This is a genomic window from Streptomyces sp. NBC_00829 (genome assembly GCF_045161795.1).
Classification (GTDB): domain Bacteria; phylum Actinomycetota; class Actinomycetes; order Streptomycetales; family Streptomycetaceae; genus Streptomyces.
Genome location: NZ_CP108867.1, coordinates 215,183 through 236,256, shown reverse-complemented (window position 1 = coordinate 236,256; position 21,074 = coordinate 215,183). Strand labels below are relative to the sequence as shown.

The window sequence follows — 21,074 nt, the reverse complement described above, 5'->3', positions numbered from 1 at the left end:
ATCGATCCACCAGTTTCTATACTCCAACCATGACGACGTCAAGCAATGACCGCCCCATGGCAGGACCCCCACGCATCACCGGGGCGGACGTGGCCCGGCTCGCCGGGGTGTCGAAAACCGCGGTGTCCCAGGTGTTCAGCGGCAACGGCCGAATCTCGGCCGAGACATCCCGCCGAGTCATGGCCGCCGCCGCGGAACTCGGCTACGCCCCGGCCCACGCCGCCCGCAGTCTGCGCACCGGCCGCACTGGCCTGCTCAGCATGATCATTCCCCAGGCGGACAACCCCTACTACATGGAGATCTTCGCCGGCGGTCAGGCCATAGCGGCCGAGCGCGGGTACTCCCTCGACCTGGTGGCCGTCGAGAACCCCGAGGCCATGCGCAGGACTCTTGGGCTGCTCGGCTCCGGTATCGCCGACGGCGTGGTGATCACCGACGAGGGCGACATAGCCGAATTGGCAGCTGAGGTGCGGGCCCTGCGCAGACGCGGGGTAGCGGTGTCGGTCGCCCAGGACTTCAGCCCCGACCCGGAGGTACCGGCGGTACGGGTCGACGTTGAGCAGGGCGCGCGCCTTGCCGTGCGCCATCTGGTCCAGCTGGGGCACCGCCGCATCGCGCACGTGAGCAACCGCAGGGAGCTTGTGCGCCAGGCCGCCCGGCCGGAGGAGATCGTCGACGGCCGCTTCCGCGGCTACCAGGACGCCCTCGCCGAGGCGGGTATCGCCTATGACCCGGCGCTGGTCTACGGCACCGATGTCTCTGCCCGTGGTGGCGCCGCCGCGGCCGCAGCGGTGACCGCCCGCCCTGGCCCGGCGTGTACCGCCGTGTTCGCGTTCAATGACCTGGTGGCCATGGGCCTGCTGCACGGCCTGGCGATGATGGACGTCCGGGTGCCGACCGACCTCTCGGTGGTCGGCTTCGACGGGATCGACCTGACCGAGTTCAGTGTGCCCTCGCTCACAACGGTCTCCCATCCGCGCCATGAGCTGGGCAGGCGGGCGGTTGCCCTGTTGTGCGACCAACTCGACGGCAAGCCGGTGGCCGAACGGGACTGCGTGCTGGCGCCCAGTCTGGTGGTGCGTGGCTCCACCGGAGCGCCGGCATAACGAACCGGCATAACGAAAATGTCTCGGAAAGCAGACTCTTGCTCAGGTGAATCGATCCACCTATAGTCCCCTCAACCGATTCCCCTCTGGTTGAGGAGCACCTCCGGGTGAGCACCATCGCGACCGATCATACGGCCCCGGCAGACCCGCAAGCGCGGCTAGCGCGCGGTCTGCCGGCCGCCACGCAGTACCTGGCGAAGCGGCTCGGCTTTTATCTGGTGACCGCCGTCTTTGCCGTCATCCTGAACTTCGCCATTCCCCGGTTCATGCCCGGCGACCCCGGGGCACTCATGGCCAGGCAGATCCAGCAGCAGACCGGCGCCCCGCCGTCGCTGGAGACCGTCAAGGCCCTGCACGCCCTGTACGGGGATCCTCACAAGAACCTGGTCGGACAGTTCATCGACTACATCACCGAGGTCGCCCACTTCGACTTCGGCCTATCGACCACCCAGTACCCGACCCCAGTCGGCCAGCTGGTCATGCAGGCCCTGCCGTGGACACTGATCCTGGTCAGCATCACCACGATAGTGGCCTGGATCATCGGCACCCTCCTCGGCGCTTGGACCGGCAGCAGGCCCGGCAGCCGCCCGGACACCTGGCTCACCGCGGGCAGCACCTTCCTCAACGCTCTGCCCGCCTTCTGGCTGGCGATCCTGGCGCTGGGACTGTTCTCGTTCAAGCTGCACTGGGTCCCTTCCTCCGGCGGTTACGACGCGAATGTGCCGTTTAGCCTGAATAATATATGGTTCCTGCTGAGCACCCTGAAGTACGGGGCGCTGCCCGCGGCGACCATCGTCGTGATCGGCTTCAGCGGCTGGCTGTTCACCATGCGCAATGTCATGGTGACCACGGTGTCCGAGGACTACGTCCAACTGGCTCGCGCCAAGGGCCTGAGCGGCCGGACGGTGATGCTGCGCTACGCGGCCCGCAATGCGCTGCTGCCCAATGTCACCGGACTCGCCCACGCCATCGGCGGCGTGATCGGCGGCGTGGTCCTGACGGAGATCGTCTTCACCTATCCCGGTATGGGCTTCCTACTGTTCCAGTCGGTCAGCACCCATGACTTCCCGGTGATGCAGGCCATCTTCCTCATGATCACCCTCGCGGTGCTGGTCTCCAACTTCATCGCCGACTCCCTCTATGTCCTGCTCGACCCGCGTACCCGGGAGGAGGCGTGATGACGTTGCGCCTGCCGCGCAGCGGGAAGGTCCGTCTGGGTCTCACCGTATTTGCGCTCTTTGTACTGGTCGCCCTGATCGGCCCCTGGTTCGTCAGCACGGTCCTGGGGACCACGCCCACCCGTGTCGACGTCCAGGCCATTGCCGCGGGGCCCAGCTGGCAGCATCCGCTCGGCACCACCACCTCCGGCCAGGACTGTCTGGCCCAGATCATCGTCGGCGCGAGGGGATCGGTCTTCGTCGGCCTGTTCTCCGGCGCCATCGCCACCGGCCTCTCAGCGCTGATCGGCGTCTGGTCCGGCTTCGTCGGCGGTCTGACCGACCGAGTGCTAAACGCGTTCACCAACCTGGTGATGACCCTGCCTGGCTTCGCACTGCTGATCGTCGTCTCCGGCTATGTGGACAATGTCGGCCTCGTGCTGATCTCCGTCATCATCGGTGTCCTCGAATGGCCTTCCGGTGCACGGTTCCTGCGCGCCCAGACCATGTCGATGCGCAACCGCGACTTCACCCTCGCGCTGGAAACCACAGGCGAGAGCCGCTGGCGGATAGTGCTGGTGGAGGTGCTGCCGCACCTCTACGGCATCATCTCGGCGATGTTCCTGCGCGCCGTGGTCGCCGGTGTCTTCGCGGAGGCTTCCCTGGCCTTCCTCGGCATCGGCAGCGCCGACAGCGTCTCCTGGGGAACGATCATCGGCCAAGCGCAGGCGCAGAACGCCATGCTCCGCGGCCTGTGGTGGTGGGTGCTTCCCCCCGGTCTTTGTATCGCGCTGCTCGGCACCGCCACAGCCCTGGTCAACTTCGGCCTCGACGAGCTCAGCAACCCCGCCCTGCGCACCGCCAACCCGAAGGCGGTCCGGCTGTTCAACCGCAGGCAGCAGCAGACCCGAGCCCGCGCCCGCAAGGAGGCCTCAGCCGTATGAGTAACACCCTCGACCTCAGCCCCGCAGCCTATGCGGGCAGCCCCGATGCGGTGCCACTGCTCCAGGTGAATGGTCTGGCGGTGGACTACCTGACGACCGAGGGGCCGGTGCGTGCCTGCGCCGACGTAGACCTGACCGTGCGCCGCGGCGAGATCATCGGGATCGCCGGCGAGTCCGCCTCCGGTAAGTCGACGCTGCTCACCGCTCTGACCCGGCTGCAGCGGCCGCCCGCGGTCACCGCAGCGGGCAGCATCATCTACCAGCCACCCGAGGGTGCTCCGGTGGACCTGGCCGCCTTGACGGAACGTCAGCTGTCGCCGCTGCGTTGGCAGGATATTTCCATCGTCATGCAGAGTGCCATGGCCTGTCTCAATCCAGTCACCACCATCGGTGCCCAGTTCCGCGACGTACTGCGCCGACACAATCCGGGGATGTCCAAGGCCGCGACGACGGAGCGCGCTGCCCAACTGCTTCGCCTGGTGGGCATACCCGCCGACCGCATCCGCAGCTACCCGCACCAGATGTCCGGCGGCATGCGCCAGCGCACCCTGATCGCCCTGGCGCTGGCCTGCGAGCCGGAGCTGGTGGTCATGGACGAACCCACCACCGCTGTCGACGTGGTGACGCAGCGCCATATCCTCGACCAGATCATCCGTCTGCAGGAGCAGCTCGGGTTCGCCGTGGTGTTCGTGACGCACGACCTGTCGCTGCTGATCGAGATCTCGGACCGGATCGCCATCATGTACGGCGGCCGGATCGTCGAACTCGGCAGCGCACAGCAGATCTTCGAGTCCCCGCTGCACCCCTACACCCGCGGCCTGCGGAACGCATACCCGCCACTGACCGCCCCACTGCGCCGGCTGACCGGCATCCCCGGCACCCCGCCGGACCTGCGGGCGCTGCCGGCGGGCTGCGCCTTCGCCCCGCGCTGCGCGCACCGGATGGATGTGTGCGACCTGGAGCGCCCGAAGCTCCTTCCCGCCGGGGACGGCGTGGCCGCCTGTCACCTCCACCCCGCTCCCGCGGCCATGTCATCAACCGGAGAGGGAAGCTGATGTCCGATTCGACCGAGGAGCAGGGCACCCCGGTGCTGGAGGCACGCAATGTCTCCCGGTACTTCGACGGCCGGGACCAGGCAGGACGCCGTGTCAAGATCCGCGCCGTACAGGACGCGACACTGCGCCTGTACCCGCGCCGGATCATGGCGCTGGTCGGCGAGAGCGGCTCTGGCAAAACCACCCTGGCCAGGCTGCTGGCGATGTTCTACCCGACATCCGAGGGCGACATCCTGCTCAACGGCCGTGTGATGAAGCCAAGTCGCAAGGACAAACGGGATTACTACAGCGACGTCCAGCTGATCTTCCAGGACCCGTTCTCCTCACTCAACTCGCTGAAACCGATCCGCCACATCCTGGGGCGAGTCCTGACCATTCACCGCAAAGGCACCAAGAAGGAGGCCGCAACCAAGACCGTCGACCTGCTGGAGCGGGTCAACCTGATTCCCGGCGGCCGCTTCGTCGACCGCTACCCGGGCGAGCTGTCCGGCGGACAGCGCCAACGCGTCGCCATCGCACGGGCGTTGGCGGTGGAGCCGAAGGTGCTGCTGGCAGACGAGCCTACCTCAATGCTGGACGCCTCGATCCGGCTCGACGTCCTCAACCTGCTCAGCGAGCTGCGGACCGAGCACGACGTGGCGATCCTCTACATCACCCATGACATCGCCAGCGCCCGCTACGTGGCCGACGACGTCCAGGTGATGTACGCGGGTGAACTGGTCGAAGGCGGCCCAACCGAGTCGGTGATCGGCACCCCCAAGCACCCCTACACCCAGCTCCTGATCAAATCGACCGCTGATCCAAGCCGTTTCAAGCAGGCCGGGCAGCGGACCATGTCCGGCGATGCGGACACTTCCGAGCCCCCGGACCCGGGGCACCTCCCCTCCGGATGCCGTTTCAACCCACGCTGCCCCAAGGCCATGGACCAGTGCCGGACCGAGGCTCCCCCAGTCGTCCAGCTGACCCGGGACCACTGGGCCCGCTGCTGGCTGTACGACGGTCACGTCCCCGAGCAGCGCACCACCTCCCCATCCCCTCGAAGAACCCAAGGATGAACATGTCGCACAGAGGAAAGAGCCTGCTGGCGGTCGCGGCGCTGGTCGCCCTCGCCGCAACCGGCTGCAGCACTGCCAAGACCGACTCAACCGCCGGTGTGCGGCCGCTGGTGATGACGGCCGGGGGTGGCACCACCTTCACCCAGAACTTCAACTTGTTCGCCCCGGGCACCGTCTCGCGCACCCCCGGCGCCGCGCTCGTCTACGAGCCGCTGCTCGCCGTTGACCGGTCCAAGTCCGGCGTGCTCAAGCCTTGGCTCGCTACTTCCCACGCCTACTCGGACGGCGGCAAAACGCTGACCTTCAAGCTCCGTGAGGGCGTCACCTGGTCGGACGGCAAGCCGTTCACCGCCGACGACGTGGTCTACAGCCTCCAGCAGCACAAGTCGGGCGGGGCACCCTTCGACACCATCACCGCGCCGGACGCCGGCACCGTCAAGATCACCTACGCCGCGTCCTCCTACGGAGACATTGGCAACTTCGTCGGCGCCCGCATGATCGTCCCCAAGCACATCTGGGCAACGCAGAACCAGAAGACCTGGACCAACCCGACCCCGGTCGGCACCGGCGCGTTCACCCTGAAGCGGTTCTCCCCGCAGGCTGTTACCTACACCCTGCGCAGCGGCTACTGGGGCGGCAAGGGCAAGGGCGTCAAGGACGTCCAGATCATTCCCTCCGCCCAGGACGCGGCCGTCCAGTCGCGGATGAACGCCGGCACCCAGGATTGGGCCAGCATCGGCTGGCCGGACGTCCAGAACGAGTACGTCGCCAAGGACCCGAAGCGTCACCTTTACCGCTTCTACTCGACCGGCTCCACCGAGGGCCCTGTCTTCAACACCAGCGTGGCCCCGTACAACGACGTGCACGTGCGCCGCGCACTGCGGGACGCCCTCGACGGCCCGCAGATCGCCAAGACGGTCGGCATCGGCTACCCCGCCGGCAGCATCACCGGCCTCGACCCGGCCATCTTCGGCAGTTCCCTGCCCGCCGGCACCGACAAGCCGATGTCCCAGGACGTTGCCTCGGCCAAGGCTGAGCTCGCGGAAGGCGGCTGGACCGTGAAAAACGGCCAGCTGGTCAAGGGCGGCAAGTCCTATCCATTGACCTACAACGTCTACCAGCCGTACGCGGAGTGGGTTACCACCGCCCAGTTGGCGGCGGCGCAGTGGCAGAGCACCCTGGGCCTGGAAGTAAAGGTTCACCAGATGGGCGACGCGCAGTTCGTCAAAACCGACGCCGAGGGCGCCTTCGGCATCGACAGCGGCGCCGCCACCGGCGGCGGCACTGATGTGGCAGCCATATACGGCCAGTACACCAAGGCCAACTACGTGCCGATCGGCAAGCAGGCGACCGCCAACATGGGCCGCTGGTCAGACGTCACGTTCGAGGCGCTGATGACGCGCTACGCAGCCACCCCGCCCGACGACACCCACGCCCGGGCGGAGCTCGGCCGTCAGATCGAGCAGAGAGTGGCCGATCAGGCCCCCTTCATTCCGCTGGCCGTCTCCGGATGGAAGGCCGAGATGAACACCAACCACTGGACGGGCTGGCCTGAGCCCGGGGCGGCATACGTGCCCAACCCGACCCTCGCGCCCGACGCCATCCAGACGCTGCTGAACCTGTCACCGGTGAAGTGACGCCCACGACCAACCTGTAGGGCTTCGGCGGGCGGATGCCCAGTCCGCCCGCCGGCCCGTCCACCCTTGCAACTCCCAGTTTCGGAAAGTGATGTGTGCCTGTGTCCGAGTCCGCCATTGATCTCCGTATCGGCGTCATAGGCGCCGGGCTGCGCCGCAGCGTCGCCCTTGAGGCGCACCGGCCCGGCCGGGGCGCGCGGGTGGTGGCTGTGGCGGACACCGATGCCGCCGCAGCCGCGGCGATCGCGCCCAACCTCGACGACCCGCAGATCTTCCCCGACCACCGGACGATGCTGGCGCAGGCCGAGCTGGACGCCGTCCTGGTGCTGACGCCGGACGACACCCACGAGGAGGTGGCCTGCGACACGCTCAAGGCAGGCGTGCCATCCTTCGTGGAAAAGCCGCTCGGCATCACCGTGGCACAGACCGACGCCATTCTGCGCACCGCGTACGAGACCGGCACTCGCTTGTATGTCGGCCACAATATGCGACACATGGGAGTGGTCCGGCTGATGCGCGACATCATCGCGAGGGGCGTCATCGGCGAACCGAAGACCGTGTGGGTACGCCACTTCGTGTCCTACGGCGGCGACTACTACTTCAAGGATTGGCACGCCGACCGCACCCACACCACCGGCCTGCTGCTGCAGAAGGCCGCACACGACCTTGACGTGATCCACTGGCTGGTCAACGGCTACACCCAACGGGTCAACGCCATGGGTGCCTTGACCCTCTACGGAGACCTGCCGCGACGCGCGCCCGGCACCCCTCGCCCGGAGAACTGGCTACGCGAGTTCACCTGGCCCCCCACCGAGCACCGCGACCTGAACCACCTGGTGGACGTCGAGGACGTCTCGGTGATGAACATGCGCCTGGACAACGGCGTCATCGCCACCTACCAGCAGTGCCATTTCACCCCGGACTACTGGCGCAATTACACCGTGATCGGCACCGAGGGCCGACTGGAGAACATCGGCGACGCTCCCGGGGACATCGTCAAGGTGTGGAACACCGGGCCGAGCGAATACCGCGCGGAGGCCGATATCGACTATCGCATCCCCGAGGCGAAGGGCGGCCACGGCGGTGCGGACACGCTGATCGTCGACGAATTCTTGCGCTTCGTGCGGGAGGGCGGGCGGACCGAAACCAGTCCTGTGGCAGCACGCATGGCCGTTGCGGCCGGGGTGCTGGCCACCCGCTCGCTCCGCGGTGGCGGCACTCCCTATGACGTCCCGCCCCTCGACCCGGAGCTGATCCGCTATTTCGACGATGGGCAGATACGCGTCTGACCACCTCTGCCCTGTTGGTGTTTCCAGTGGGCGTTCAGAGGTCGTATTCTCCTGTTGTTTCATCCTGGAATCTGCCGTTGGTGGGTTGGCCAGGCGGCGCTGGAGCATGAGTCAGCCGGTTGGGTCGGCCGCGCGGTGAGGTGCTCGCCGTGGGGCGAGTCCTGTTCCGCGCGGCCTCCCGCCGAACCGGACATGACGGTTTCCCGGTCATCCGGCTCTCCAGTGACTACGGCGTGAGTGATCGGGCTGGCCGTTCTGAATGGATACGGTCGTGGCAGACGTCGCAGGCCACGACCGTTTTGCGTCGTCGGTGAAGCATGACGCGTGCCCAGTCGGAAGGCTGCCATCCGGCATGTGCGAGGTCGGCGAGAGCACGGACGTGGTGCACTTGCACATTGCCCTTGCTTCCGCAGATCTCGCAGGTGTCCGCCAGGAGTCTCGCGATGAGTTCCTTCTGCGGATAGTCCACCCGCACCGGCTCGCGGTCGGCGAGTTCTGCCGCTCGCTGCCGTTGGAGGGGAATCCCACCGAACCGTGCCACCAGTGGTTTCCTGTTCTTCCGCTCGATGCGGGCCTCGAAGCACACCCGGGGCCCGTTGGGCGTGTCAATTCTGGCCTTGTGCTTGGCGGCCATCTTCGACACTGACGAACGGTGCTTGGCGGCAAGGGTCTTGAGCATGGACGTGACCCATTGCAGCCGGTGCAGCCGGAAGACATCTCCGGCGAGCAGGTAGTACTGGACAACGCCCCGGTAAACGGTCCCGAAGGTCGCCACGATCGCATGATCGCTGCTGTTGATCAGGGCTGTCTTCTTCGCGGGTTCTCCGCGGGCGAGATAGGGGGCGCACTTGGACTTGATCACGTCCTGAGGGACGCGGAGAGCGATCTGGCCGTTGATCCGACGGTAACGGCCGGTTTTCTTCGTGTCGTTGTGCTGGGTCGTGATCTCGTAGCCGAGAAACCTCGCTGCCCCGGTGCGGGCATGAGTGATCAGCGTCTTTTCCTGGGACAGCTCCAGCTTGAGTTCGTCGCGCAGGAACTGGTCCAGGCGTTGCTTGATCTGCTCGGCCTCGGCTTTCGGTCCGGTGAAACCGAGGAGGTGATCGTCCGCGTAGCGTATGTAGCGCAGTCTGCGGTATGCCGGATCGTCGGGATCCGCGCTCGGCAGGCTGACCATCCGCTGACGCAGCTTGCGGGCCTGGACCCGGTCGCCGCGCCGGCGGGCTTTCGCCAGCAGATTCTGCAACTCCAGGTAGGCCGGGTTTCGGGCCCGGCGCTTCCCTCGGGTGTAATCCGGAATCAGAACTGTCTCGATAAACTCATCCAGCTTGTGCAGGTAGATGTTGGACAAGATCGGGGAGGCCACTCCGCCTTGCGGCGCTCCGGAGAGCGTGGCACCCCATCTCCAGTCCTCCAGGTATCCGGCCTTGAGCATGTTGCGCACCAGCCGCAGAAACCGCTGGTCATGGATCTTCTCGCCGAGGATCGACAGCAGCACCTGATGGTCCAGGCTGCCGAAGCAGTCGGCAATGTCCCCTTCGATGAACCAGGACGTCCCGGTCCAGGTGTGGTCCACCTCCCGCAAAGCGGTATGGCAGCCACGGCGGGGACGAAACCCATGAGATCGGTCGGAGAACGTTGGCTCGTAGTACGCCTCTAATAACAGGCGGATCACTTCACCGACGAGTTTGTCCGACCAGGTCGGCAGCCCCAACGGACGCATCTTCCCGTTCTTCTTCGGGATATGGATGCGCCGGACCGGCTTGAAGCGGTAGCGCTCGTGGCGTATCGCCTCGATGATCCGGTATATCTTCCGCTGCGACATGCCGTCCACGGTTTCCGACGTGACCCCGGGTGTCATCGCACCATGGTTGGCGTAGATCCGCCCGTAGGCCAGCAGATACAACTGCGGATTGAACAGCTGCCGAAACAGTTCATTGCACGGCAGGCCACGCCTGCCGCGTTCACGCAGGACACCCAGCACCGTTTTGGCGCTCTGCATTACGCATACCTCCCGACTCTGTGGTGTCCAAATCACCTGGCCCCCTTCGCCCGATGTGGACGGCTTTCCCGTCCTCCCTGACCGGTCGTTACTCCGGCGACTACTACGGGGCCTCCGTCGCCATAGGACTCGCATCCCGTAGGCGATCCCACGTTCGTCCCTGTCTGTACGTTCTAGCGCGACACAGGCGTCCCACTCATCTCCTTGAATGTCCTCGCTGGAGATCGCTCCGAGCTCCGGAAGTGCACCGGACAACCTTCGAATCCAGGGCAGAGCACGGCGCCGGTTTCAGTCGTCTTTCCGACGGATGGGAACTTGCATCTTCTGGAGATTGGGCTTCAAACAATCCAGTCTTCGCCATATCGCGCGGGCCGCCCAGCACACCGTCTCTGACAACTGAGCCCGGTCACTGGTTTTCTGACATGCTGTTGTCCCCTTCACCTTTCGGATCCAGGTAAGTCATCCGGCCCAGAAACCTCCTTCCGAGTTCCTCCCGGCTGAGCCGGGGATACAAACAGAGCGCCTCGTGGCGCACATGGTGCGCTCGACGACCCAGCGGTGAACACCCAGGCCGGAACCGTGCGGGACACCGCGCCGAGCGATCACCGGTTTGATGCCCTGTGCCCGGACGAGGCGGCGGTATTTGTCGTGGTCGTAGCCGCGGTCACCGAGCAGCGTGTCGGGTCGTCGTCGCGGTCACCCGACCAGACCGGGAACGTTCGGAATCTTGGCAAGCAGAGGCATCAGCTGGGTGATGTCGTTGCGGTTTCCGCCAGTCAGCGACACGGGCGAGCGGGATGCCCTGCCCGTCGACGAGGACGTGGTGCTCGCTGCCCGGACGTGCGCGGTCGACCGGGCTTGGCCCGCTTTTTTGGGCACCCCGAGCGGCCCTCACGTGGCTGGAGTCGATCACCGCCCGGGACCAGTCCAGTTGCTTCGCCGCCGCAGTTTCGTCAGCAGGACAGCATGGAGCCGACCTGCCCCTGCCCCCGGGACGTGTTCAACGGTCCCCGCGAGAGGCGTTGGTTTTTGAACGGGGACCGGGCCGCGCTCGTCTTGGCGGGCGTCGCCGGCACCGGCTGACACCGGCGTCACTGGTCGGCCTGTGGCTTTTATGACTGCGCACTCTACTGAGGTTTTCGGTTCGGGGTGACGTCATGGCGGGGATCCGGGTACGGATGTGCAGCCGTCGAAGAGCCACTTGCCTCCTTCGCGAATCCAGGGTTCATGAGTTGGGTCCAGGTTGGGCAGGCCGATGCTGTAGGAGACGTGCGCGGCGTCTCCGGACATCTCTTCCAAGGTGAATGACTGAACTGTGCGATGGCCGACGTCTTCTGCCATCAGCTCGATGAGCACGTCGTACCTCGCTTTGGAAGTCCTTGTCCGGCAGCGCTCGGACGACAATCCATACGCAGTGTCCGGATCAGAGCTGTAGACGGCGGCGGTGTAGTCGCGCACGGCTTTCTCCAGCGCCGCGGCGTCGCTCGCCTTGTCGTGGGCGGTCGGTCGGCTGCTGACCGAGCTGGCCCTGCTGTCGGTATCCTCGCCGCTATTCGAGCCAGCGCAGCTGGTGAGCATGAGAACCGTCGCGGCAGCGAGGGTGATGCGGATGTACATGGCCCCCCATTAGGCATATGTGAGGGCGCATCATGCCAGGCGCCCTTGCGGGTAGTCCAGGTGGGCGGCGTGGAGGCACATCGGCTGGTGGATGCGGGGTAGCCGAGACATTCCTGGGGCGGACTGAGCAGTGGCGCAGCTCCTGCTCTGGTCCCTGCTTCGCGTGCTAGGGCCTGTGTGATGTCGTGATCAATTTTGCGGATCTGGATCCGCTTGGAAGACGGTCGTGACGCGCAGACAACTGGTCGACGAGCAGTGGAAGTTGATTGAGCCGTTTCTGCCGATAGGTGAGTACGGCCCCTGCCCCGAGCGGCTGCGGGATCAGTTCGAGGGGGTGATCTGGCGGTTCAGGGAGGGTGCGCAGTGGCGTGAGATGCCCGGTGTGTTCGGGCCCTGGCCGACCGTCTACGGGCGCTTTGGGTCTGGAGGAACGCCGGGGTCTTCAGCGCCCTGCTGGAGGGCCTGATCGCCGGAGCCGCCCGCCAGGGCAAGACAGACTTATCCCTGGTCAGCGTTGACTCCACGACCGTCCGCGCTCACCACGACGCCGCTGGGATGCTCGTCGGCAAGGACGTCATGGAGGCCCTTGAGGAATCCGCCGCCGAGCAGGAACAGGCCCGGCAAAAGGGGGCGATGAGGCGGAACGGAACGGGCGGGGCGGAGGAAACGAGCCCGGGCGTGCCGAACGCCGACGCGTCCGCCGCCGATACCGGCTCCGTCTGAAAGAAGCCCTGCTCGGCAGGTCCCGCGGCGGACTGACCAGCAAGATTCACCTTGCCGCCGACCGCAAGCACCGACCGCTGTCGTTCGTTCTGACCGCCGGGCAGGCCGCGGACAGCGCCCAGTTCGTCCCCGTGCTGAAGAAGATCCGCGTCCGTCTGCCGGTCGGCCCCGTACCCGGCCGGGCGCGGTCGCCGCGGACAAGGCGTACTCGTCCCGCGCCAACCGCGCCCACCTGTGACGACGCCACATCAAGGCGGTCATCCCGGAGAAGAAGGACCAGGCCGCCAACCGCAAGAAGAAGGGAAGCCGCGGCGGCCGCCCCGTCCTTTCGGCGCCGGTCTTTACCGTGATCGCAACACCGTCGAGCGACTGATCAACCGGCTCAAGGACTGGCGCGGCATCGCCACACGCTTCGACAAGACACCCGAGAGCTATCTCGCCGGCCTCGAACTGCGCGCCTCGATGATCTGGCTCGGAGAGCTCCTGCAAGCAGCCGATTGATCACGCCATCACACAGGCCCTAGACGCAATACCGGTGATTTAGGCTTTTTCTCGGCGGGTCGGTTTGGTCTTGGTCGGTCCGACCAGCGTCACTGTGGGGGTGTCCTGCCGGGGCGGGTTGCGGTGCTCGGTGCGTTTGAGTTTCCAGTTGGACATCTTGCGTTTGATGACGCGGGGGCTGGAGCGCAATCGGCGTGGGGGCAGGGGGCGTTCTCGGATCTCACGCAGGGCCGCTGTGAGTGCGCGGGCCAGCCGGGAGGGGGGAAAACGCCGCCTGGTCGGTGACATGGCGGCGGATGATGCGCAGGGTGCGGGTGAAGGAGATCCGGTCGGGATCCTGGTCCGATTGCCGTGCGGCCTGGTGCATCAGGTCCCGCAGTGCGTGGTGCACCAGCAGGAAGGCGAAGATCTCCTGCTCGACCCCGCGAGGGTGCTGGGAGCGCAGGACGAGGCGGGGCCCGCCCTGGTGGGTCTTGATCTCGTCCAGCGTGCTCTCGATCTCCCACCGCTGGGCGTACAGCGCGGCCAGCGATGTGGCCGACGCGGCCCGTGGGTCCAGGACGGTGGTGATCAGCCGGTAGACCGTGCCGCTGCCGTCGCGGCCGAGGGTGTACTCGATAACGCGGACCCTGACCGGGTCCGCGCGGCGGTTCTTGTCCCTGGCGGCGACGATCTCCGAGAGGTAGGAGCCGTCCACCAGCAAGGCCCGGATGGGCAGGACGGCATCATTCTTGACCCGCCACAGCAGGTCGGCGCCGGTCGCTGCGGCGGCCCGCCACAGGTCGAAGCCGTGAAAGCCCCGGTCCGCCAGCAGCATCATCCCCGGCGTCAGCGAGCTGAACAGGCGCTGGGCCAGCACCGTTTCATGGACGGCCAGCGGCCCGGTCTCAGCCGCGAAGACCGCGTGGGTGCCGCACTCGACCAGCGCGGCCACCCTCGCCTGTGGGTAGGCGCTCTTCTCCTGCCCGCGGCTGACGCCGGGGCGCCCGAAGAAGGCGGCGTTGGCCTCGGTGTCGGGCAGGTCGAAGGTGGTGCCGTCCACCGCGACCAGTCGCCACCGGCGGTACCAGGACCCGCTCGTCTCCTCGGTCGCTACCGGACGGCACACCCTGGTGAACAGCCCCCTGAGCGGCTCCGGGCCCAGCCGCAGACGGGCCCGGCCGATTGCCGCGGTGGTCGGCACCCGCCACGGCCCTTTCCACCGCCCCATCCGCTCCAGCCCATGGGTGAGGAGCCGCCCGACCTCTTCATATCCCTGACCGGAGAACAGACACATCGCCAGCACGAAATAGACCACCACCCGGGCCGGCAGCAGCCTGTGCCGCTGCTCGGCCCGACCGCACTCCGCGATCACCTCGTCCACCAACTCCGGCGGAAACGCGCGGGTCAGCACCCCAATCGCGATCCGATCCGACAACCGCTCGCCTGCTGACGACTTCACCTGTCCGGGCCTTGGCACACCACACCCAACGACCCGAAAACCCCAAAGTCACCGGTATTGCGTCTAGATTCGCCTGTCCAGCGGGTGTCGTGGGTCCACGCGTCCTTGTCGTCACTCGGCCAGTTTTCGTGTGTCCAGCGGGATCCGCCAGACGTTGCGCCGATGTGCGGCAGCGAGATCTGCTTCGAGTGGAGAGGGCGGCACGGTCAGCACGGGGCAGGGCGCGTGCGCAAAGCAGTAGCGGGCAACTGATGGTCTCAATAAGCGCCGCAGCCGCCCCCTCCCTGTGCCCACGACGAGAAGGTCCTGCGAGTGACGGGCGACATTCACGAGTGCGGCGCCCGCCGTCCCGCAGACGGTCATGCCCGCCAGGGTTACACCGGGCTTCACGGCTCCGAATGCCGTGTCGAGGATGCCGCGCAGCCGCTCAACGGCCACAGAACGGCAGCCCGCGTACAAGGAGGGCATTGGCGAGGTACGGCGGGTGAATTGGCCGCCTACGGGTTGCCACGCCAGCACGACCCACAGTTCCGCATCCCGTATCCGTGCCTCGGCGGCGGCCCGGTGCAGTGCAGTGAGACTGCACGAGCCACCACTCACGCCGACCACGACTCGACCGCAGGATTTGTTCACTGTTTCGTGCATCGCCGCTCCCGCCCTGTCGCTCTCCTGGCTCTCCCATGGAAGCGCTGTGCCGGCGGAGGGCGTGGATCTGCTGACGTTCTTCTGACGCGCAGGCGCAAACCCTGACGTGATCCTGATGCTGCGGCAGACCGGCCATCAGTGACCCGTCAGTACTCGGTCGGCGGGCGTCAGGGTGACGTCATGGACCGTGGGTATGTGCGCGGGCAGGGCATAGGTTCGATGCCATGTCCCGGTCTGCCTCCCCGCACCCGGGACCCCACCACTCGTGGTTCCTCCGGGAGGTTCCCATGTGTTTGTTCCTCTACGACGACGACCCTGAGCCCGAAGAACAGGTCCCGGCCGGACCCTTGTGCGTTCCGGTCCGGCCGGGACCTGGGCGGGCGGCGCTGCGTCTGTTCCGCACGCCGCTGGGTGCCCGCACCGCCGTCGGCTTCACTAGCCCCGCCTTGCTCGCCGCGGCCCTCGGCACCGAGCAGCCCTGGATCGTGCTCAGCGAGCCCGCACTCCGTGCGATGGCGGAACCGCTCGGCGTGACCCGGCTGACGCTCGACCCGACGCTCACCGCGCCAGCGGTTCGGGCGGCCGTCGAAAACAGGTCCGCCGCGCCGCTCGGGGCGACCGGAACCACGACCCGCGCCGCGTGAGGAGGATCCGAGACATGACCACCACTGCCCTCGTCACCAAGCCTCAAGCCGAGGACGATCTGTCCGTATGGCCAGGCTCGACGACTCGGCTGCCGCAGGGCGATCTGGCCGTCGGCGGGGTCGACCTGTCCGAGATCGCCGAGCGGTTCGGTACGCCCGCATACGTCCTGGACCAGGGCGAGGTGCGCGAGCGCTACCGAACGTACTGGCACGCTTTCCCGGACGCCGAAGTCCTCTACGCCGCCAAGGCGTTCCTCTCCCGCGCGATGGTGCGCTGGATCGAGGAGGAAGGGCTCGGCCTGGACGTGTGCTCGGCCGGCGAGCTCGAACTCGCCGTCACGGCCGGGTTCCCGGGCGAGCACATCGTGCTGCACGGCAACGCCAAATCACCGCACGACCTTGAGGCCGCGCTGCGGCTGGGTGTCGGACGGATCGTCATCGACAGTCCGTCCGAGATCGCCCGGCTGGCTGCCGCTGTGGGGCCGGAAGGGCACCAGAAAGTCATGATCCGCGTCGTGCCGGGAGTGGCTGCCGGCGGACACGCGAAGATCCGTACGGGAACCGGCGACCAGAAGTTCGGCGTGCCCCTCGCTGACGGACAGGCCCATCACGCCATAGCCCGCGCCCGCGACGTCGGCCTGTGAACCCGGAAGGCTGCTCAGGGCCGATAGACCCCATACGCCGATGCCGATCAGCCACCAGGCATCGATGACCAGGCCGACGGCGCCAAACGCCACGGCGGACGTCCCGAGCGCGACCTCGGTGCGGCGTACACCACGGTCAGTGCGCCAGGCAGAGGTCGTGGGAGGAAGAATTCCCTGCTTGCTCGCCCAGAGCGCATGCGCCGGGACCCCGACGGCATTTTGACACGCCGTGCGGCGGCGTTCAGCCGACGTGTACGTGTGGGCGGCGGGTGCGGTCCGTTTCGGCCTCGCGCAGTACCTCGCGGGTGACGGGGGCGACCTCGCCCTGGCCGAAGAGGAAGAACCGCAGGAAGTTGGCCATCGGGCTGCCTTCGGTCCATTCGAAGTAGATGTGCGGCCGCTGGCCGCTCTCGTCGCGCACGTGGAGCAGCAGGGCTGCGAGCGCGTTGGGGACGGTCGAGCTCTCGAGAGTCAGTACGCGGTAGCGGCCGTGCAGTACCTCGCCCCGTACCCGCAGTCCAGATTCGAATTCGGACGGGTCGAGGACCGTGACCTCGACGAAGAGGAAGTCCTCACCTGGTGGGATGTCGTTGTCATCGCGGATCTGCTCGACCTTCTCGCGGTACTCGGTGATGTCGCGGCTGTCGGGTTCGTTGGCGATGAACCGGATCGTGCGATGGGCGGTGTCGCGGACGAACCGCTGCGCCATGTCGTCGAGTTCCACGTGGGTGACACGGAGCTCGAAGACGCGGGCCAGTCGTGAGAGCAGCGAGAGTCCCATGATGCCGGCGATGAAGCAGGCGCCGATCTTCACACCGTCGGGACGCTCGATGACGTTGACGGCGGTGGTGTAGACGAAGACTGCGGAGATCACGCCGAAGGCGATAGCCCAGCCGCGTTCGCGGGCCCTGCGGGCGGCGATGGTGACGGCGACGGCGGCGGAGGTGATCAGGACGAGCACACCGGTGGCGTACGCGCCGCCCTGGGCGTCGACGTCGGCGTTGAAGATCCACGTCACCAGGAAGGCGACGAGGGTGAACACGATGACCATCGGCCGCACGGCGCGTGCCCAGTGCGGGGCCATGCCGTAGCGGGGGAGGTAGCGCGGCATCAGGTTGAGCAGTCCGGCCATGGCCGAGGCACCGGCGAACCACAGGATCAGGATGGTCGAGATGTCGTAGACCGTGCCGAAGGCGGATCCCAGGTACTCGTGGGCGAGAAAGGCGAGAGCACGTCCGTTGGCCTCGCCACCGGGTTCGAACTCCTTCTCCGGGATCAGCAGCGTCGTGATCAAGCTGCTGGTGATGAGGAAGACACTCATGATCACGGCGGCAGTGGTCAGCAGCCTCTTCGTCCCGCGAATACGGCCGGCCGGCTTGTCATCCGTGTCACCCGGCGCGCCCTCGACGTGCGGCATGACCGCCACACCGGTCTCGAACCCGGACAGGCCCAGCGCCAGCTTGGGAAAGACGACGAGCGCAATGGCCACCATCATCAGCGGGTTGCCGTGCTGCGCGGTGAGCGCCTCGGTCCAGTCCGTGACGACATGGGGGTGGGAGATCACCTGCCACATGCCGGTGGTCATGACGACGACGTTGAGGGCGAGGTAGGACGCGACGAGCACCACTGCCACACCGATGGCCTCGCCGAACCCCTTGAGGAAGACCGCGCCGAGCAGCGCGACCAGGATCAGGGTGATCAGGACTTCATGACCATGGAGGGCGCTGGTGAGGTGCGGGTTCTCCACCATGTGCGCGGTCGCGTCGGCGGCGGAGAGCGTGATGGTGATCAGGAAGTCGGTCGCGGCGAAGCCCAGCAGGGTCAGGACGAACAGTTTGCCCTTCCAGAATGTCAGCAGCCGCTCCAGCATGGCGATGGATCCCTCGCCGTGCGGGCTCTCCTCCGCCACCCGCCGGTAGACCGGCAGCGCGCCGAACAGGGTGAGCAGGACGAGCACGATGGTCGCCAGCGGCGACAGCAGACCGGCGGCCAGCGCCGCGATCCCCGGCTGGTATCCAAGGGTGGAGAAGTAGTCCAGACCGGTCAGGCACATAACCCGCCACCAGGGTCGCCCCTGGTGCTCGGTGCCGGCCTGCGGCTGCTGCTTCGTACGGTCGGTCAGGCCTTCCAGCAGCCACGCGCGCAGGCCAGTGGTGCGAGTGGGGGTGGCCATGGTGGGAAGCTCCTGTCGTACAGCGTGGATCCGGCCATCGATACGACAGCTGAGCCAGCGTACGCATCCTGATCACCTATGCCCGTGTTCGTGCGAATTCTGATGCGTTCTTAACGCTGAACATCCCGGTGGTGTAGTGGACGTACTCGTGCCGCAGACGGAAGCCGGCGGTCCATGCCAGGAGGCGGCTGGGGCGGTTGTGGCGTGAGCAGGTCCAGCTGGGCACGCGGCCACGGGCTTCGATGTCGTCGCACAAAGCGTTGACACACGCGAGGGCAAGTTGCTGCCGCCGGTGTTCGGGGTCGGTGAGGACAGCGATGTCCTCGTAGCGGCTCCCGCGGATGTAAGAACAGGCCACAGCGAGGAGGCGGCCGCGCCGGAAGGCGCCCCAGGCCGCCCTGGAGTCCGCCAGCGCAAGGGGTCCGCCCCAGGTGGCGTGGATCCAGGAGGCCTCGCTGCGGAGCGCGGCCAGTGCCGGCGCGTGCTCGGCCGCAAGACGCCACACGGTCACTCCGCGCTCGTGCCGTGACCGGACAGGTGCTGCTTGGCGGACGTACAGCATGCGCTCCCAGGGATCGAGGCGAGTGAACGCGGCGCTCAAGGACGGGACGAAGCGGGCCGAGGCTTCGATACAGCTGGAGGCGAAGGGACCGAGCGATGTTGTGGACAGGGCCTGTGGGTCACCGCGCAGCAAAACGTGCTCCGCGCACGAGACGGCCATGACTCGAGGCCCGACTGCCCTGTCGGCCCACCAGCGGCCGTTGCCTGTGGCGAGCACGTGCTCGGCGAGTGCGGCGACTCCCGGTGCCCCGGTAGCGAACCACGGGTCGAGGGTCGGCAGACGGGAAGGCGGGAGCTCGATCACGGGGGGCACCTCGAGGGCGAGAGAGAAGGGGGGCGGCCCGGCCCCGGCCGGACCGCCCCTGGGAAACCAGCGGTGAGCGGGAGTCAGCGCTGGTTGGCCTTGCGGCCGTGGTTGGCTTTCTTCTTGCGGCGGGCCCTCTTCTTGCGGGCGCGCTTCGACATGCCGTGTGTTCCTTTCAGGCGTGGTAGCCGACGAGCAGGTCGGCGAGCTTATGCAGGCGCTTGACCGTGCGCTCTTCGGAGGCCGCGGCGGCCGGCGCGACCCGCTGGTCGCGGTCGTAGTAGGCGCCGTTGACGATCTCGGTAGCCGGATCGCAGAGCCGGACGATGTGCGCGGCGCCCTCGGTGGCCGCGGAGCCCTCGAGTCCGTAGAGGGGCAGCAGGGCTGTGTCGCAGATGCCGGGGTGGATGGACACGGCGGTAACCCGCGGGTCGGAGGCGAAGACCGTGAGGGCGAGCTGGGACTGGGCGTAGGCCGCCAGGCGGGAGTAGCGCCGGGTCCGGTTGGGGTCGTTCCACTGGATGGAGGCGGTGCGGTGGAGCGAGGACGAGACGTTGACGACCCGCCCTCCGGGTTCGCTGGTCAATGCTTCATGGAGCAGGTTGGTGAGGAGGTAGTGGGCGAGGAAGTTGACCTGGAAGGCGAGTTCGTTACCGTCGGGTGTGACGGTGTGCCGTTCGGGGGCGGCGATCGCGGCGTTGTTCACGAGGACATCGAGGTGCGGGTGCTCCAGGGTGACGCGGCGTGCCAGCAGCTCGACCTCTTCGAGATGCGAGAAGTCGGCCGCGAGGGTGCACAGGCGGTTCTCTTCGACATCGGCGGTCGCGATCAGTCGCTCGGCGGCAGCCCGCGCCTCTTCGGCGGTACGGCCGTGCAGCAGGACGATGCCCCCGCGCTCGGTGAGCCGACGGGCGGTCTCGTAGCCGATTCCAGTGGTGGCGCCGGTGACCAGCACGGTCCGGCCGGACAGAGATGCAGGCATCAAGGGTTCCTGGGAACAGGCATGGCAGGGCCATGCGAAACAGGTGGGGTCCGCGTACCGGCGTCAGCGCGCCAAGGGGTACGTGTGGGTCGACCGGCCGCAGCGGCCGGTCGCGTTCAACGGGAGCTAGCGCGCCCGATGGTGAACAGGCCCCGTGACCGCCGGCACCGGATGCGGTGGCCGGTCGTCGTGGCGCTGACCGATGTTCACGTCATCCATCCAACTCGTCCGGGCCCGCGGTCTCAAGAACGCATACGACTGCCTGATGACCTCTTGACGAGATTCATCCGAGGCCGGGGACGGCGGACACAAGCAGGTCGACGTTCGCATGTCCGGAACGGCGCCGGGGCGGCCTGGTGCCCGGGGAGTGTGGTGGAGTCCCGAGACCTGGGGGAGTCTTCTGGGCAGCGGCGGACGACATGCGGAAGCCTTCTCGTGAGGGTTGGGCGGAACGCGCGGCGACAAGCGGACGGTGCCGCGACGAGGGAGCCGCCGCCGGGGTATGTCGGCATGGGCCCCCTCGGCTGTCGTCATGCGACTGTGTGGGTCCCCGGCGGCGGTACGGGCAGCAAGGTATCGCCCGCCCCATGGGTA

At 67.1% G+C, this 21,074-nt stretch carries 16 protein-coding genes and 3 pseudogenes; 10 read left to right on the top strand and 9 right to left on the bottom strand.

Going from position 1 to position 21,074, the window contains the following annotated elements; genetic code table 11:
* Positions 1–29: 29 nt before the first annotated feature.
* The 7 genes from OG293_RS00965 (at position 30) to OG293_RS00935 (ending at position 8,243) form a co-directional block, all read left to right on the top strand.
* Complete coding sequence (locus OG293_RS00965; protein WP_405996807.1) at positions 30–1,106, top strand: LacI family DNA-binding transcriptional regulator; 1,077 nt, start codon at positions 30–32, stop codon at positions 1,104–1,106.
* A gap of 107 nt (positions 1,107–1,213) precedes the next feature.
* A complete protein-coding gene (locus OG293_RS00960) occupies positions 1,214–2,284 on the top strand; it encodes an ABC transporter permease (RefSeq protein WP_405996806.1) in 1,071 nt (356 codons plus the stop codon).
* The gene (locus tag OG293_RS00955; protein WP_405996805.1) at positions 2,284–3,207 is read left to right on the top strand and encodes an ABC transporter permease; all 924 of its coding nucleotides are present in this window, start codon (positions 2,284–2,286) and stop codon (positions 3,205–3,207) included. The genes OG293_RS00960 and OG293_RS00955 overlap by 1 nt, the downstream gene beginning before the upstream one ends.
* Positions 3,204–4,262: an ABC transporter ATP-binding protein gene (locus tag OG293_RS00950; RefSeq protein WP_405996804.1), complete on the top strand. Its 1,059-nt coding sequence runs from the start codon at positions 3,204–3,206 to the stop codon at positions 4,260–4,262. The genes OG293_RS00955 and OG293_RS00950 overlap by 4 nt, the downstream gene beginning before the upstream one ends.
* Positions 4,262–5,317 (top strand): ABC transporter ATP-binding protein, encoded by a 1,056-nt coding sequence (locus OG293_RS00945; protein WP_405996803.1) that lies wholly within the window; start codon positions 4,262–4,264, stop codon positions 5,315–5,317. The genes OG293_RS00950 and OG293_RS00945 overlap by 1 nt, the downstream gene beginning before the upstream one ends.
* 2 nt (positions 5,318–5,319) lie before the next feature.
* The gene (locus OG293_RS00940) at positions 5,320–6,954 is read left to right on the top strand and encodes an ABC transporter substrate-binding protein (protein ID WP_405996802.1); all 1,635 of its coding nucleotides are present in this window, start codon (positions 5,320–5,322) and stop codon (positions 6,952–6,954) included.
* Between the two features lie 101 nt (positions 6,955–7,055).
* Positions 7,056–8,243: a Gfo/Idh/MocA family protein gene (locus OG293_RS00935; protein WP_405996801.1), complete on the top strand. Its 1,188-nt coding sequence runs from the start codon at positions 7,056–7,058 to the stop codon at positions 8,241–8,243.
* Positions 8,244–8,469: 226 nt separating this feature from the next.
* On the opposite strand, the gene OG293_RS00930 is transcribed toward OG293_RS00935, so the two are convergent.
* The 3 genes and pseudogenes from OG293_RS00930 to OG293_RS00920 form a co-directional block, all read right to left on the bottom strand.
* The gene (locus tag OG293_RS00930; RefSeq protein WP_405996800.1) at positions 8,470–10,245 is read right to left on the bottom strand and encodes a reverse transcriptase domain-containing protein; all 1,776 of its coding nucleotides are present in this window, start codon (positions 10,243–10,245) and stop codon (positions 8,470–8,472) included.
* Positions 10,246–10,782: 537 nt separating this feature from the next.
* A pseudogene (locus OG293_RS00925) lies at positions 10,783–11,197 on the bottom strand (transposase); the annotation flags it as partial.
* 203 nt (positions 11,198–11,400) lie between these two features.
* Positions 11,401–11,862, bottom strand: coding sequence for a hypothetical protein (locus OG293_RS00920; RefSeq protein ID WP_405996799.1), 462 nt, complete (start codon positions 11,860–11,862; stop codon positions 11,401–11,403).
* Positions 11,863–12,088: 226 nt separating this feature from the next.
* On the opposite strand from OG293_RS00920, the pseudogene OG293_RS00915 reads away from it, so the two are divergent.
* Positions 12,089–13,086: pseudogene (locus tag OG293_RS00915) on the top strand (IS5 family transposase).
* A 220-nt stretch (positions 13,087–13,306) separates the two neighbouring features.
* Here OG293_RS00915 and OG293_RS00910 read toward each other — a convergent pair.
* Together OG293_RS00910 and OG293_RS00905 are read right to left on the bottom strand one after the other, a co-directional pair.
* Complete coding sequence (locus tag OG293_RS00910) at positions 13,307–14,545, bottom strand: IS4 family transposase (RefSeq protein WP_405996798.1); 1,239 nt, start codon at positions 14,543–14,545, stop codon at positions 13,307–13,309.
* A gap of 93 nt (positions 14,546–14,638) precedes the next feature.
* Positions 14,639–15,172 carry a universal stress protein gene (locus tag OG293_RS00905; RefSeq protein WP_405996797.1) on the bottom strand — a complete coding sequence of 178 codons (534 nt, stop codon included), beginning with the start codon at positions 15,170–15,172 and terminating at the stop codon, positions 14,639–14,641.
* A 287-nt stretch (positions 15,173–15,459) separates the two neighbouring features.
* Between OG293_RS00905 and OG293_RS00900 the strand changes: the two genes are divergently transcribed.
* Together OG293_RS00900 and OG293_RS00895 are read left to right on the top strand one after the other, a co-directional pair.
* Positions 15,460–15,816, top strand: a complete 357-nt coding sequence (locus OG293_RS00900; protein ID WP_405996796.1) for an SAV_915 family protein — start codon at positions 15,460–15,462, stop codon at positions 15,814–15,816.
* Between the two features lie 14 nt (positions 15,817–15,830).
* Positions 15,831–16,439, top strand: a pseudogene (locus tag OG293_RS00895) (diaminopimelate decarboxylase family protein); the annotation flags it as partial.
* 262 nt (positions 16,440–16,701) lie between these two features.
* Here the strand turns inward: OG293_RS00895 and OG293_RS00890 are convergent.
* The 4 genes from OG293_RS00890 to OG293_RS00875 all read right to left on the bottom strand — a co-directional run bounded on the left by OG293_RS00890 (position 16,702) and on the right by OG293_RS00875 (position 20,480).
* Entirely contained in the window at positions 16,702–18,633 is a 1,932-nt protein-coding gene (locus OG293_RS00890) for an amino acid transporter (protein WP_405996795.1), read from the bottom strand.
* A gap of 76 nt (positions 18,634–18,709) precedes the next feature.
* On the bottom strand, positions 18,710–19,498 hold the full coding sequence (locus OG293_RS00885) for a GNAT family N-acetyltransferase (protein WP_405996794.1): 789 nt from the start codon (positions 19,496–19,498) through the stop codon (positions 18,710–18,712).
* An 83-nt stretch (positions 19,499–19,581) separates the two neighbouring features.
* Entirely contained in the window at positions 19,582–19,659 is a 78-nt protein-coding gene (locus tag OG293_RS00880) for a 50S ribosomal protein bL37 (protein WP_406003470.1), read from the bottom strand.
* Between the two features lie 14 nt (positions 19,660–19,673).
* Positions 19,674–20,480, bottom strand: coding sequence for an SDR family NAD(P)-dependent oxidoreductase (locus OG293_RS00875; RefSeq protein ID WP_405996793.1), 807 nt, complete (start codon positions 20,478–20,480; stop codon positions 19,674–19,676).
* Positions 20,481–21,074: the final 594 nt, after the last annotated feature.